Source organism: Microbacterium zouquanmingi, from assembly GCF_052266675.1.
GTDB lineage: Bacteria > Actinomycetota > Actinomycetes > Actinomycetales > Microbacteriaceae > Microbacterium.
Genome location: NZ_JBQPRA010000005.1, coordinates 143,655 through 157,708 on the forward strand (window position 1 = coordinate 143,655; position 14,054 = coordinate 157,708).

General features: G+C 66.4%; 12 protein-coding genes. 8 read left to right on the plus strand and 4 right to left on the minus strand.

Annotated elements, in window-relative coordinates; translation table 11 throughout:
- Positions 1–46 precede the first annotated feature (46 nt).
- Complete coding sequence (locus tag ACTU6V_RS13220) at positions 47–1,000, plus strand: LacI family DNA-binding transcriptional regulator (RefSeq protein WP_443475809.1); 954 nt, start codon at positions 47–49, stop codon at positions 998–1,000.
- Between the two features lie 10 nt (positions 1,001–1,010).
- On the opposite strand, the gene ACTU6V_RS13225 is transcribed toward ACTU6V_RS13220, so the two are convergent.
- From ACTU6V_RS13225 to ACTU6V_RS13235, 3 genes are all read right to left on the minus strand, one after another.
- The gene (locus ACTU6V_RS13225) at positions 1,011–2,807 is read right to left on the minus strand and encodes a thioredoxin domain-containing protein (protein WP_443475810.1); all 1,797 of its coding nucleotides are present in this window, start codon (positions 2,805–2,807) and stop codon (positions 1,011–1,013) included.
- Positions 2,808–2,835: 28 nt separating this feature from the next.
- Positions 2,836–3,402, minus strand: a complete 567-nt coding sequence (msuE, locus tag ACTU6V_RS13230) for an FMN reductase (RefSeq protein WP_443475811.1) — start codon at positions 3,400–3,402, stop codon at positions 2,836–2,838.
- 92 nt (positions 3,403–3,494) lie between these two features.
- Complete coding sequence (locus tag ACTU6V_RS13235; RefSeq protein ID WP_443475812.1) at positions 3,495–4,331, minus strand: aldo/keto reductase; 837 nt, start codon at positions 4,329–4,331, stop codon at positions 3,495–3,497.
- 24 nt (positions 4,332–4,355) lie between these two features.
- Between ACTU6V_RS13235 and hrpA the strand changes: the two genes are divergently transcribed.
- From hrpA to ACTU6V_RS13270, 7 genes are all read left to right on the plus strand, one after another.
- On the plus strand, positions 4,356–8,249 hold the full coding sequence (gene hrpA, locus ACTU6V_RS13240; RefSeq protein ID WP_443475813.1) for an ATP-dependent RNA helicase HrpA: 3,894 nt from the start codon (positions 4,356–4,358) through the stop codon (positions 8,247–8,249).
- Between the two features lie 62 nt (positions 8,250–8,311).
- A complete protein-coding gene (locus ACTU6V_RS13245; protein ID WP_443468990.1) occupies positions 8,312–9,256 on the plus strand; it encodes a quinone oxidoreductase family protein in 945 nt (314 codons plus the stop codon).
- 31 nt (positions 9,257–9,287) lie between these two features.
- Entirely contained in the window at positions 9,288–10,283 is a 996-nt protein-coding gene (locus ACTU6V_RS13250; protein WP_443475814.1) for a Gfo/Idh/MocA family protein, read from the plus strand.
- On the plus strand, positions 10,276–11,241 hold the full coding sequence (locus ACTU6V_RS13255; RefSeq protein ID WP_443475815.1) for an NYN domain-containing protein: 966 nt from the start codon (positions 10,276–10,278) through the stop codon (positions 11,239–11,241). Before ACTU6V_RS13250 ends, ACTU6V_RS13255 begins: the two co-directional genes overlap by 8 nt.
- 1 nt (position 11,242) lies before the next feature.
- Positions 11,243–11,860 (plus strand): DUF4166 domain-containing protein, encoded by a 618-nt coding sequence (locus ACTU6V_RS13260; protein ID WP_443468993.1) that lies wholly within the window; start codon positions 11,243–11,245, stop codon positions 11,858–11,860.
- Entirely contained in the window at positions 11,857–12,819 is a 963-nt protein-coding gene (locus ACTU6V_RS13265) for an epimerase (protein ID WP_443475816.1), read from the plus strand. Before ACTU6V_RS13260 ends, ACTU6V_RS13265 begins: the two co-directional genes overlap by 4 nt.
- Before the next feature lie 20 nt (positions 12,820–12,839).
- The gene (locus ACTU6V_RS13270; protein WP_443475817.1) at positions 12,840–13,430 is read left to right on the plus strand and encodes a GNAT family N-acetyltransferase; all 591 of its coding nucleotides are present in this window, start codon (positions 12,840–12,842) and stop codon (positions 13,428–13,430) included.
- Positions 13,431–13,446: 16 nt separating this feature from the next.
- Here the strand turns inward: ACTU6V_RS13270 and ACTU6V_RS13275 are convergent, their stop codons facing one another.
- Positions 13,447–14,037, minus strand: coding sequence for a hypothetical protein (locus ACTU6V_RS13275; RefSeq protein WP_443475818.1), 591 nt, complete (start codon positions 14,035–14,037; stop codon positions 13,447–13,449).
- Positions 14,038–14,054: the final 17 nt, after the last annotated feature.

A 14,054-nucleotide genomic window follows, 5' to 3' on the forward strand; every position in this document is an offset into this window, starting at 1 on the left:
TTCGTTCAGCGTAGTTACTTAATCGATTAAGTGGTAGCGTGCCCAGATGATTCCACCTCTCCGTAAGCCAACGATCCGGAATGTTGCGGATGCTGCCGGGGTCTCAGCGGCAACCGTGAGTTACGTGCTGAACGAGACTCGGGGACAAACCATCACCGAGCAGACCCGCAATCGCGTGCTAAGCGCGGCCTCCGAACTCGGCTATGTCCCGCACAGCGCGGCCCGGGCGCTCCGCGAAGGGATGTCCCGCATCGTGCTCCTGAAGGTCGGATCTATGCTTGGCGGGCACAGCCTCGATCGATTCATCGTCGGCATGAATGAGGAGTTGCGTGCACATCAGCACGCGCTGCTCGTCACTGCTGGCCCCGACACCATCGATGGCGGAGCGCCGGCCGAAGCACTCGGAGCTCTGATGCCGCGTGCGGTGCTTGATCTGCCCGCTCTCCTCGCCGACGCTGATGCCAACCATCCTCTGTTCGCCATCGTGGATGGATATCGGACGGGGCTCGCTTTTCACACGCTCACTCAACTCCGCCATCTCGCAGAAGGAGGACACCGCGAGATCGCGTTCGCCCTCCCATTCACTCTCGGCAGAGCCCCAGCGATCTCCGTGGAAGAAGCCTCCCGAATCGCTGCGGATCTCAGAATCGAGCGGATTCATCCACTGCACATCGCGCTGGGTGAGGACCCGCATCAACGCATCGCCGCGGTCCGCACCATCGCCGAGAGCACATCGGTCACCGCAGTCGCTGCGAGCAGTGACGACGTGGCATTCGGGGTCCTGAACGCAATGGAGAGTTTGGGGCTTCATGCGCCGAGGGATCTTGCGGTGATCGGTTTTGATGACGGGATGCACGGACAGCTCTGGCGGCCCGCGCTGACCACAGTGTCCATCGATGCCGAGTCCTTCGGCCGCCGCGCTGCGCTGCTCATGCTGGGCCGTGACCCCGGAGCGTGGGTACAGGCTCCATCATGGGTCATCGTGCGGGAAACGACGTGAGCGTGTGGCCTCAGCGCTCGAACTTCAACGCGCCAGCATCCGCGGTCGGTAACCGGCAGACGAACGCCCGGCAGTCGTACGCGAGCTCTGCGCCGGAATCTTTCCCGGCGAACAGCTCGAACCCGGCATCGGCGAACTCCCGCGCCTGAGCGGGCGTGACGATCGCTATGACGTCGGCATCGACGCGGCGGGATGCCGTAGCCAGAGCCCCGGAGCGATCTTCGGCCACCACGACCATCTGACGGGGCGGGTCGATGAGTGCCGCGGCGATTCCCAGCAGCGAGCCGTGACCAAACGGATGCTGCACAGCAGCTGACGCCTGTGCTCGCACCTGTTCTTCGGCGGCTGCCCGGTACTTCTCACCCGCGCCCAGTCGCCAGGCCGCCAGCGAGGCACCCGCGACCGCTGCTGTTCCGGACGGCAGATCCCCGTCCGTCTGGTCCGGCGCCGCCGCCACATTCTGCGCTGCGAGCACGGGGTCGCCGTCGACGCCACCGTCGAGCACGTCATTCAGCAGCTCGCGCGCCGCCAACGCCCACCGCACTTCTCCGGTCGCCACCGCGAGCGCAAACAGCCCCTCCGCGAACAGGCCCACATCGGCGAGTGTCGCCACCGCCGTCGATGCCACCCCGTCCAGTGAGGCGCGCACGAGTCGACCATCCGGCGAACGGTTCACCGACGATACGAATGATGCGGCGGCTGCCGCGGCATCCGCCCATGTCCGCTCGTCCAACGCCGCGCCCGCCCTGGCGAGGGCTGCGATCGCGAGCCCGTTCCATCCGGTGATCACCTTGCCATCCACCGCCGGCGGCTCGAGCCCTCCACGCGACGCCGCAAGATAGTAACCGCCTTCGCTGCGCCGCCCATCGATCCACGACTCCGAGTCCTGCGCAGCGCCGAACGCCCCACCATCCCGGCGCAGCACGTCAAGGAGGAACGCGACGACCCCGCGAGCCGTCGCGTCGTCGCCGGCGCGCACGGCGACATCCAGCAACTGTGCGTTATCGGTCAGCATCCGCTCGTAGTGCGGCACTGTCCAGTCGCGCTGGGTGGCATACCGGAAAAACCCGCCATCCTCATCACGCAGTGCGGATGCCGCCATGGCTGTGAGCGCACGGTCGGCTGCGGCCGCAGCATCCGGTGTCTCACCGCGCACCAGCGGCTGCTGCAGATACCCGAGGGTCGTCGCCACCGGGAACTTCGGCGCGCCCCCGAAGCCGCCGAACGTCCGGTCCTCTCGCGCGGCGATCGAACCCGCAGCGGCAGCAAGCGCGGCGAGGCCCGGCAGATCCGACGGCGTGATGACAGCGGCGGCGGCAAGCGCCTCGGCGACGGCATCCGCCGATTCGACAGCCTGCTCGCGTCGCAGCGTCCATGCCTCGTGCACCGCGGTGAGTACGTCATGGAAGGCCGGCACCTGCCCCTGCGCCTGCGGCGGCCAGTAAGTCCCCGCGTAGAACGCACGCCCCTGCGGAGTCGCGAACACGGTCAGCGGCCAGCCCAGGTTCTGGGTGAATGCGGAAGCCGCGGCCATGTACGCACCGTCGACATCCGGATGCTCCTCGCGGTCGACCTTGACCGCGACGAAGTTCTCGTTGATGAGTGCTGCGGTCTCGGGAGACGAGAATGACTCCCTGGCCATGACATGACACCAGTGACACGTCGAATAGCCGATCGAGATGAGCAGCGGCACCCCGCGCCGCTGGGCCTCCGCGAAAGCATCCGCTCCCCACGGCCACCAGTCGACGGGGTTGTCGGCGTGCGCCCGCAAGTACGGGCTGAGCGTGTCAGCGAGGCGATTGGTCATGACCTCACGCTACGCCGAGCCTGATGCGTCAGACCAGGAGCTCGACGGATCGCGATGCGGCATAGCCGACCAGGGGCAGCGCGCGGTCTGCGGCGAGCGCGACGCGCGCCGCCAGAACGTCGGAGTTGATCACGTATCCATCGAAGTCCGTGTTGCTCGCGTACACGCCGACGGGCAGGGTGAGCGCCTGGAAGAACGCGAACAAAGGCCGCAGCTGGTGCTCGATGATCAGCGCGTGCCGTTCTCCTCCACCCGTGGCGGCCAGGAGCACAGGCTTGCCGACGAGCGCGTACTGGCCGACGAAGTCGAACAGATGCTTGAACAGCCCGGTGAACGATGCGCGGTAAACCGGACTGCCGACGATCAAAAGGTCGGCTTGCTCGATGGCGACCAGCTGCTCCTCGATGAACGGCGGCACGTCTTCTCGCCGCAGCGCCCCCGCGAGGGACGGCCCGATCGTGGTGAGTTCGATGAGCTGAACGCTGGTCTCCGCACGTGCGGAGACAGCGTCTGCGATCGCGCGGACCAGGGCTGTCGTCTTGCTGGGCTCGTGGAGTGAGCCAGAGACGGCGACGATGCGGAAGGGAGCGGACATGATGACGACGCTAGCGACGAAGACGCCCCGCGGCACGAGAAGTGACACGGGGCGTCATCGAACGCAATGCGGCGTCTTGGACGCTCAAGAACTCAATTGAAGTCTTCGGGGTGCGTTCCCACTCGGCCCGATCCATCCTGGGGGTCAAGCGCGTCGATCGCGGCGATCTCGGCGCCGGTGAGCGTGAAGTCGAAGACATCGAGGTTCTGACGCAGACGCTCGGCATGCACCGACTTCGGGAAGACGATGTTGCCCTTCTGCAGGTGCCAGCCGATCACGATCTGTGCGGGCGTCTTCCCGTGTGCGGCTGCCGCATCGGCCACGGCCGGGGTGCCGAACAGGTCGTACTTGCCCTGGCCGAGCGGACCCCACGCTTCGATGCGGATGCCGTGGTCTGCAGCCCACTCGACGACGTCGCGCTGCTGGTACGCGGGGTGCAGTTCGATCTGGTTCACCGCGGGGGTGACGCCGGTCTCGGCGACCACGCGCTCGAGGTGCGGCACGAGGAAGTTCGAGACGCCGATGCTGCGGGTGTGCCCCTGCTCGCGCAGCTCGATGAGCTTCGCGAACGCGTGGACGTAGTTGTCCTTGGCGGGTGTCGGCCAGTGCACGAGGTACAGGTCGACCTGCTCGAGGCCGAGCTTGTCGAGGCTCTCGGCGATCGCCTTGTTCGGCTCATCGCCGTCGTGACGATCGTTCCAGAGCTTGGTGGTGATGTAGAGCTCAGAGCGTTCGATGCCGCTCTTCGCGATCGCCGCCCCCACGCCCTCTTCGTTGCCGTAGATCGCGGCAGTGTCGATGTGACGATACCCCACCTCCAGCGCCTCGCTGACGGCTTTCTCCGTCGCCTCCGGATCCACCTTGAAGACGCCGTAACCGAGCTGAGGAATGGAATGGCCGTCATTGAGTGTGGTCGCAGGAATAGTCATGGGACCAGCTTACGATGGAGGGCTATGTCTTCTCCCGTCATCTCTTATCCCCCGGAGCTGCCCGTCAGCGCAGCGCGGGAGGAGATCGCCGACGCCATCCGTGACAACCAGGTCGTCGTCATCGCTGGTGCCACCGGATCGGGCAAGACCACTCAGCTGCCCAAAATCTGCCTCGAGCTCGGGCGCACGAGCATCGCGCACACCCAGCCGCGGCGCCTCGCCGCACGCACGATCGCCGAGCGCGTCGCGGAAGAGCTGCAGGTCGAGCTCGGCGGACTCGTCGGCTACAAAGTGCGCTTCACCGATCAGGTATCGGCGCAGACCAGGATCGCGCTGATGACCGACGGCATCCTGCTGAACGAGATCCACCGCGACCGGCTCCTGCGCCGCTACGACACGATCATCATCGACGAGGCGCACGAACGCTCGCTCAACGTCGACTTCCTGCTCGGCTACCTCACCCGCATCCTGCCCGAACGCCCCGATCTCAAGGTCATCATCACCTCGGCGACGATCGATCCGGTGAGCTTCGCGAAGCACTTCGCCGGGCCTTCGACAGGCCCGGGGACCGATCCGGTGCCCGCCCCCGTCATCGAGGTGTCGGGGCGGACGTATCCGGTCGAGATCCGGTACCGAGGTCCGTCCGAAGACGAACAGGCGGATGCGGAAGACGAGGTCTCCGCGATCGTCGCAGCGCTGCGCGAGCTCGATCAGGAGGCACCCGGTGACGTGCTCGTGTTCCTCCCCGGCGAGGCGGAGATCCGGGATGCCGCGGATGCTGTCCGCGCCGCCTATCAGTCCACGAAGGCACCGGTGGAAGTGCTGCCGCTGTACGGACGGCTCTCTGCCGCCGAGCAGCACCGTGTCTTCGAGAAGAGCAAGATCGCGGGCGTCCGCCGCCGCGTCGTCCTCGCCACGAACGTCGCCGAGACCAGCCTCACCGTCCCCGGCATCAAGTACGTCGTCGACACCGGCACCGCCCGCGTCTCGCGATACAGCAACCGCTCGAAGGTGCAGCGGCTGCCGATCGAGGCGGTCTCGCAGGCATCCGCGAATCAGCGCTCAGGACGCGCAGGCCGCACCAGCGACGGCATCGCGATCCGCCTGTACTCGGAAGAAGACTTCGAGAAGAGAGCGGAGTTCACCGAACCTGAGATCCTGCGCACCTCTCTCGCCTCGGTCGTCCTGCAGATGCTTTCGCTGGGCTTCGGCGACATCACCGCGTTCCCCTTCCTCACCCCGCCCGATTCGCGGGGAGTGAAAGCCGCCTTCGATCTGCTCACCGAGCTCGGGGCGGTCGATGGCACCCGCCTCACCAAGATCGGCCGTGACATTTCGCGCATGCCGATCGACCCTCGCTTTGCCCGGATGCTGCGGGAATCGCAGCGCGCCGGCGTGGTCGACGAAGTGCTCGCGATCGTCTCGGGAATGACGATTCAGGATGTTCGCGAGCGCCCATCCCAGGATGCTCCGCAGGCTGTGCGGGATGCCGCAGATCGCATGCACGCGCGCTTCACCGACCCGACCAGCGACTTCCTCGCGATCCTGAACCTCTGGAATCACCTGCGCGAGCAGCAGCGCGAGCTCGGTTCCAGCGCGTTCCGGCGGCTGTGCCGGTCGGAGTACCTGAACTACGTCCGGGTGCGCGAGTGGTTCGACGTGCATCGCCAGCTGAAGTCCCTTGCGAAGACGGGCTCGCAGAAGCCGTCGGGCGCAGCCGACCCTGATGCGATCCACCGCTCGCTCCTGGCGGGCCTGCTCTCGCAGATCGGCATCCTCGACGAGCGCAATTCCCAGACGCCTCCGAAGGGCCAGGCCAAGAGCCAGAAGGATCCCAAGCGCCGGTTCGCCGAATATCGCGGTGCCCGAGGCATCCGCTTCTCGATTTTCCCTGGGTCGGGCCTGCGCAAGCAGAGCCCCCGCGCGGTGATGGCGGCAGAAGTAGTCGAGACGTCGCGCACGTTCGCCCGCACGGTCGCAGCGATCGACCCCGCGTGGGCGGAATCTCTCGCCGGTGACCTCGCCAAGCGCCAGGTCACCGAGCCGCACTGGTCCAAGGACGCCGGTGCCGCCGTCGCCTACGAGAAGGTGACTCTCTTCGGTGTCGAGATCATCGCCCGCCGGCGCATCCAGTTCGCGCGCATCGACCGCGCAGCCGCACGAGAGCTGTTCGTGCGGCACGCCCTCGTGGAGGGCGAGTGGGATCCAGGCCGGATCGACAAGCGCGTCAGCGCGTTCTGGCGCAGCAATGGCGAACTGCGCAAGCGGCTCGAGAAGCTCGAGGAGCGGGAGCGGCGACGCGACATTCTCGCCGGCGACGAAGAGATCTTCCGCTTCTACGACGACCGAATCCCTGCGGATGTCTTCGACGTGCGCTCATTCGAGAAGTGGTGGCGTGAAGCGCTCCAGAAGACGCCGAAGCTGCTCGTCATGCGCGAGAGCGACCTCATTGAGGACGAGCAGCGCGCTGATCAGAACGAGTTCCCCACCCGCTGGGCGCAGGGCGATCAGATCCTCGGTCTCGCCTATCGGTTCGAACCGGGGGCACCCGATGACGGTGTGAGCGTCGTGGTTCCGCTCGCGCTGCTCGCTCAGATCGAGGATCGCGGCTTCGACTGGCAGGTGCCAGGGCTGCGCGCAGACCTTGTCACGGCGCTGCTGCGCGCGCTGCCCAAGACCATCCGACGACACGTCGTTCCCGCCGCGGACTGGGCCGAGAAGTTCGGCGAAGAGCTCGCCGCCCAAGGTCCTGAAGGCCACGAGGGACGACCGGAGCGATCGCTGAAGGAGGCTCTCGCGCGACTCATCCAGCCGCTTGCGAATCAGCCGGTCTCCGCTGCCGACTTCGACGATGAGCGTGTGCCAGGACACCTGCGGATGAACTTCCGCGCGGTCGATGAGCGCGGTCGCGTGGCGGGCTCCGCGCGCGCCCTGGGCGAACTGCAGCACTCGCTCTCCGACCGCGCGCGGGCAAGTGTCGCCCGTTCCATCTCTCGGCCCGCCAAGACCCGGCCTGAAGCCGACGTGAGCGCAGTTGCCGCGGCATCCGCTCGCACGTCGATCGAACAGGACGGGCTCACGGACTGGACCTTCGATGATCTTCCCGCCGTCCTCGACACGAAGGTCGCCGGCGGAGTCGTGCGCGGATACCCCGCGATCATCGACCGGGGGAAGAGCGTCTCGGTGCGGCTCGAGGCGACAGCGGATGCTGCGGAGCACGCCACCCGCGACGGCATCATGCGAATGGTGCTGCTGAACGTCCCCTCCCCCGCCTCCTATGTGCAGGAGCACCTCACCTCGCAGGAGAAGCTGGCGCTCGCAGCGTCACCGTATCCTTCGGTCGCAGCTCTCATCGAGGATGCCCGTCGCGCTGTCGTGACCGCGGCGCTGCCTGCTCACGCTGTCCGTAACAAGGCCGAATACGAGCAGGTCCGAAACGCCGTGAGCGCGACGCTCGTCGAAGAGCTCTTTCAGACCGTCTCTCTGATCGCGCGCATCCTGACGAAGTCTCGTGAGGTCGAACGCGGCATCAAGTCGCAGAATTCTCTCGCCCTGCTCGGACCGTTGAACGATGTGCGATCCCAGCTCAGCGCTCTTCTGCATCCGGGTTTCATCTCTGCCGCGGGCACGGCGCGCCTCGTGCACTTCCCCCGGTACCTGGACGGAATGCTCGACCGCCTGAAGACCCTCGCGAACGAGCCGGGCAAGGACCGCACTCGGATGACGGAGTACGAACGCGCCGCGCAGTCGTTCGCGGATGCGGGCGGCACGACGCCGCTCTCCGCGGATGCAACACCGGAGCTGGTCGAGACGCGCTGGCTGCTGGAGGAGTTCCGCGTGAGCATTTTCGCGCAGCGCCTCGGCACCGCACAGCCGGTATCACCGCAACGAATCGCGAAGGCTCTGAAGGGCGGCTGAGCCTGCGGACCCTGAGCCCGTCGAAATCGGTCCCTGAGCCTGTCGAAGGGTAGCCTGGCGGCATGGCTCGTGCGATCGTCTACACCGAATTCGGCTCACCTGATGTCCTGCATCTGATCGACATCCCCACCCCCGTCGCAGCTCCCGGGGAGGTCGTCGTCCGCATCGAGGCCGCTGGCGTCAACCCGCTCGATGCGAAGCGGCGCAGCGGCAAGCGGCCGTCCGCACCGATCGTCGAGCCTCGCCGCGTCGGCTTCGACGGTGCCGGAGTCATCGAATCACTCGGAGAGGGCGTGACGGAGTTCGCGGTCGGCGATCGCGTCGCCATCGGCAACGCCCTCGGCACGTACGCCACGCACCTCGCTGTGGCCACGGAGAACCTCGACAAGCTGACCGATGCCGTCACCGCGGCTGAGGCTGCGGGTTTGTCGATCCCGATCGGGACGGCATACCAGTGCGTCCGCTCGCTCGACGTGGCCGAGAACGACATCTTCCTCGTGCACGCGGGGTCTGGTGCTGTCGGACAGGCGGCGATCCAGTTCGCGGTCGCCCGCGGCGCGAAGGTCATCGCCACCGCGAGCCCCGCCCGCCACGAACAGCTCCGTGAGATCGGAGCGATCCCGGTCGCCTACGGTGAGGGACTCGCTGATCGCGTCCGCGAAGCGGCAGCAAGCGAGGTCACCGTCGCGCTCGACTGCGCCGGCACCGATGAGGCCATCGAGACCTCGATCGAACTAGTCGCTGACCGCGGTCGCATCGCGACGATCGTGCGCGGTCCGGATGCTGCGGACTACGGCATCCGCGCATTCAGCGGCGGCTCCCCCGAGCCCCTCACCGAGCAGGAACTCGCCTGGCGCGCAGAAGCCGTCGCAGTGGCGATCGATCTCATCTCGAGCGGCGACTTCCAGGTCGAGCTGGGGGCGGAGCTCCCCCTGAGCGAAGCCGCCGAAGCTCATCGGCTGATCGAGGCGCACCAGGCGCACGGCAAGATTACGCTCGTGCCGTAGGCGCCTCTCATCTCTGCTCTACGCTGAGAGCATGACCGGTCTTCGTTGGGGAATCCTCGCCACAGGTGGCATCGCCCACGCTTTCACTTCGGATCTGCGCACTGCGGGTCTCGATGTCGTCGCGGTGGGCTCGCGCTCTCAGCAGTCCGCTGATGCTTTCGCCGCCGAATTCGACATCCCCCACGCGCACGACTCGTACGAGGCGCTGGTCACCGACCCCGACGTCGACATCATCTACGTCTCCACGCCGCACCCCATGCACAAGGACGGCGCCAAGCTCGCGCTCGAGAACGGCAAGCACGTGCTCGTCGAGAAGCCGTTCACGGTCAATCGGGCCGAGGCCGAAGAGCTGCAGCGGATCGCTGCCGAGCGCGGATTGCTGGCGATGGAGGCCATGTGGTCACGGTACCTGCCGCACATGGTGCGCATCCGCGAGATCATCGCAAGCGGGGCGCTCGGCGAGATCCGCGCGGTGATGGCCGACCACACGCAGAAGATCACCGACGACCCTGAGCACCGGTTGAACAGCCTCGCCCTCGGCGGCGGCGCACTGCTCGACTTGGGCATCTACCCCGTCTCGTTCATCTGGGACATTCTGGGCAGGCCAGAGACCGTCCAGGCCACCGCGCGTCTGGCCGACACAGGCGCCGATGCCGAGGTCGCAACGATCATGACGCACGCCGGCGGCGCCGTCTCGACGAGTCTGTCGTCATCGCGAGCAGCCGGCCCGAATACCGCGGCGATCATCGGCACCGAAGGGCGCATCGAGATCGATCACGTCTGGTACACCCCCACGACATTCCGGGTCATCGCCTCGAACGGCGAGGTCCGGGAGACCTACGAATCACAGGTCGATGGCCGCGGGATGCAGTTCCAGGCGATCGCCGCCGAGCGTCTCGTGAGCGCCGAGCTGCTGGAGGGCGACATCCTGCCGCTGTCCGAGACGGTGGCGATCATGGGAACGCTCGATGAGATCCGGGCGCAGATCGGCGTCCGATACCCGAACGAGGAGCCCATCAATGGCTGAGAGTGCGGACGCCCGCGTCGCGGTGTACCTGGACTTCGACAACATCGTCATCTCCTGGTACGACCGCGTGCACGGCCGAAACGCTTACGGCAAGGACCGGCAGCGCATCGCCGAGAACCCCACTGACCCCGAGGTCGCCGAGCGACTGAAGGACGCCATGATCGAGGTCGGGGCGATCATCGATTACGCGGCCTCCTTCGGCACTCTGGTGCTCACCCGCGCTTATGCGGACTGGTCCTCCCCCGTGAATGCCGTGTACCGCTCGCAGCTGGTGGCGCGTGCTGTCGATCTCGTACAGCTCTTCCCTGCTGCGGCCTACGCGAAGAACGGCGCTGACATCCGTCTCGCCGTGGATGCTGTGGAAGACATGTTCCGTCTGCCGGATCTCACCCACGTGGTGATCGTCGCCGGCGACAGCGACTACGTGCCGCTCGCTCAGCGCTGCAAGCGCCTCGGACGCTACGTCATCGGTGTGGGTGTCGCAGGATCGACGGCGAAGTCCTTGGCAGCGGCATGCGACGAGTTCGGATCGTATGACTCGCTGCCTGGGGTATCGCGTCCGGTGCCGAAGAAGACGGTGCCCGCACCTGCTGCCGAGCCCGAAGTCGAGGTCGAGGTCGAAGCCGAGGCCCCCGCGAAGGCGAAGTCGACCAGCCGCACGCGTGCGAAGAAGACGCCGAAGCCGGCAGAGGTCGAGCCTGAGTCGCCGCAGCTCACTGAGCAGGACGAAGCCACCGCCCTGCTCGAGCGTGCGCTTCGCCTTGGGCACGACAAGTCAGATGCCGACGACTGGCTGCACAGCTCAGCGGTGAAGACGCACATGCGACGGATGGACCCGTCGTTCAGCGAGAAGGCACTCGGCTACCGGTCGTTCTCCGACTTCTTGAAGTCCCGCGATCAGATCGCCGAGCTCGAAGAGACCGGACACGAACGACTCGTTCGCCTGCGCGACCGCTGAAATGCGTCACATATCGCGCTCTCCCTACGAGCAGGTTCTCGGCGATCGGCTGCACGATCTGCACCCGAAGCTGCAGCAGTACTTCTCCACGATTCCTGAAGGTCGCCTCGGAGTCGGCGAGGGGATCTTCCGCAGCGTCGGCACGCCCCGTCGCTGGCTGTGGCCGCTGCTGCGGCCTCTTCATCGGCGCGGCGTCGTCTACGCGGGCTGGCAGCTGCACGTTCCGTTCCGGGTCACGAACGAATTGATCGCCGGGCGCATGGTCAGCGATCGCGAGTTCCTGCTGCCTGGCCAGCCGTGGACGATGCGCGACGCCGTCGCGCATCGTCCACACGGCCGTCTCGTCGACGAGCTCGGCGATCCAGCTGTCGTTGCAGCGAGCTTCGAAGTCGCCGTCGACGACGGTGCGCTGTCGATGGTCAGTCACACCGTCGGCATCCGATGGGGTCGATTGCAGATCCGCATCCCCCGGCTGATCGCACCTGCCGTCCGACTCACCGAGCGCTTCGACGATGAAAGCGAACGCCAGCAGGTCTCCGTCACGATCGACATGCCGCTGATCGGGCGCCTGTACGAGTATTCCGGTGACTTCACCTATCGCATCGTGGAGGCCGCGTGAACGCGAATGAAGGTCGGGTCGTCATCGGCGGATCCTCGGGATTCATGGGACGGCGACTGCAGGAGAAGTATCGTGCCGAAGGGCGCGAGGTCACAACGATCTCCCGCTCCGGCGCGGATCTGTCCTGGAGCGATCACAGCGGCATCGACCAGGCAATCGACGGCGCAGCCCTCATCATCGGCCTTGCAGGCAAGAGCGTCAATTGCCGCTACACGCCCGAGAATCGGGACGAGATCTTCAGCTCTCGACTGCAGACCACGGCAGCGCTGAGCCACGCGATCCAGGCAGCGGCTGCCCCTCCCGCGCTCTGGGTGAACTCATCGACGGCGACGATCTATCGGCACGCTGAGGACCGACCCATGACGGAATCCTCGGGTGAGATCGGCACGGGCTTCTCCGTCGAGGTCGCAAGGGCGTGGGAGAAGGCGCTGTTCGCCGATGACCTACCGCACACGCGCAGAGTCGCCCTTCGCAGCACGATCGTTCTCGGCCACGGTGGTGTGCTCGGTCCGCTGAAGAACCTCGCGCGAATCGGCCTCGGCGGCGCGCAGCACGACGGCTGGTGGCCCGTGAGTCGCGCACGCAAGGCCGCAGGAACCGCGCACCTCCCGGGCGCGAAGCACGGCAGACAACGCTTCAGCTGGGTGCATATCGACGACGTCACCCGCATCATCGACTTCCTCGAGCAGCATCCTGAACTCGACGGTGCCGTCAATGCGGCAGCCCCGAACCCGGTGGACAACACGACGTTCATGGCGACCGTGCGTCGCGTGCTCGGCGTGCGCTTCGGCCCGCCGATGCCGCGATGGATGCTGGAGCTCGGCGCCATCGGCATCCGCACCGAAACCGAGCTGATCCTCAAAAGCCGGTGGGTGCTGCCCGAGAAGCTTGTGGCGGCGGGTTTCGAGTTCGAGTATCCGACGCTGGAGGGTGCAGTCCGGGAATCATTCGCTGATTGAATAGTCGGGTGCCTTTTCTCGTGCCTCCGACTCCCCTGACTCTCACCGGCGACCTGGTCGAATTGCGCCCTCTCGCGCGTGAGCACCGTGACGGGCTCGTCGAAGCGGTGACCGAGGGTGACCTCTGGAAAACGGCCTGGTACACCTCTGTCCCCGCGCCGGATGGTGTCGCCGCAGAAATCGACCGCCGACTTGCGCTGATCGAAACGGGCGAGATGGTGCCGTTCACGGCATTCGATGCTTCCGGTCGCGCGATCGGGATGACCTCGTTCTACGACTTCGATGAGTCGGTACCGCGACTGCACATCGGCTACACGTGGAATCGTCCGTCCGCGCACGGCAGCGGTACGAACGCCGAGTCGAAGCTGCTGCTCATGACCCATGCGTTCGAGACCCTCGGCGTGTACCGGGTCGGGCTCACCACACAGTGGGTGAACTTCCAGTCGCGCACGGCGATCGAGCGTCTCGGAGCCAAACAGGACGGCGTCATGCGCGCGATCTCCCGCTATCGCAACGGAGCCCTGCGCGACAGCGTGGAGTACTCGATCATCGAGCCGGAGTGGCCGGCTGTGAAGGCGAACCTCGAAATGCGCCTCACGAAGAGGCGCTGAGGTCACCGCGCCGGCGTCACGCGTGCGTGCGACGCCGACGGGCCAATGCCGTACCGGCGGCGATCAGGCCACCGGCAGCGAGAAGACCTGCCGGAAGGACCCATTCGGCAAGACCCGTCGTGGCCAGATCGCCGTCTGCAGCGGGGGCGTTCTTGCCGCCCTGGTCCGAGCCCGTGCCCGTACCCGTACCATTGTCGCCCGTACCGCCGCCGTCACCGCCGCCATTGCTGCCATCGTCAGGGACGCTGCCGTCCAGCATCGCGACATAGCGTTCGCCACCATCGACTGTGCTGGCGAGCCAGTAGTCCAGCCCCTCCGGGAGCACCGCACGGAAGGAAGCGACACCCGAAGCATCGGTGGGCACTTCGGCGACGTAAGCGATGTTGGCTTCAGTCGGGGCATCCGGATCTGCGTTTGCGTCCAGCACGAGCACTGTCGCGGTCCGCTCCGCTGCCCCGGTTCCGAAATCGATCTGTACATCGGCAACACCGTCTGCCGTCGTGGCATCATGCTCAGCGGCACTCGCCATCAGAGGCGCGCCTACCGCCACCGCAATGCCGAGCACGATCGCACCGCACGTGTGTGACACCGTCTTGTTCATCTTCATGTTTCTGCTCTCTTCGC

Coding starts and splice junctions, on each gene's coding strand:
- ACTU6V_RS13220 (WP_443475809.1), top strand. CDS start 47: ATGATTCCACCTCTCCGTAAGCCAACGATCCGGAATGTTGCGGATGCT.
- ACTU6V_RS13225 (WP_443475810.1), bottom strand. CDS start 2,807: ATGACCAATCGCCTCGCTGACACGCTCAGCCCGTACTTGCGGGCGCAC.
- msuE (WP_443475811.1), bottom strand. CDS start 3,402: ATGTCCGCTCCCTTCCGCATCGTCGCCGTCTCTGGCTCACTCCACGAG.
- ACTU6V_RS13235 (WP_443475812.1), bottom strand. CDS start 4,331: ATGACTATTCCTGCGACCACACTCAATGACGGCCATTCCATTCCTCAG.
- hrpA (WP_443475813.1), top strand. CDS start 4,356: ATGTCTTCTCCCGTCATCTCTTATCCCCCGGAGCTGCCCGTCAGCGCA.
- ACTU6V_RS13245 (WP_443468990.1), top strand. CDS start 8,312: ATGGCTCGTGCGATCGTCTACACCGAATTCGGCTCACCTGATGTCCTG.
- ACTU6V_RS13250 (WP_443475814.1), top strand. CDS start 9,288: ATGACCGGTCTTCGTTGGGGAATCCTCGCCACAGGTGGCATCGCCCAC.
- ACTU6V_RS13255 (WP_443475815.1), top strand. CDS start 10,276: ATGGCTGAGAGTGCGGACGCCCGCGTCGCGGTGTACCTGGACTTCGAC.
- ACTU6V_RS13260 (WP_443468993.1), top strand. CDS start 11,243: ATGCGTCACATATCGCGCTCTCCCTACGAGCAGGTTCTCGGCGATCGG.
- ACTU6V_RS13275 (WP_443475818.1), bottom strand. CDS start 14,037: ATGAAGATGAACAAGACGGTGTCACACACGTGCGGTGCGATCGTGCTC.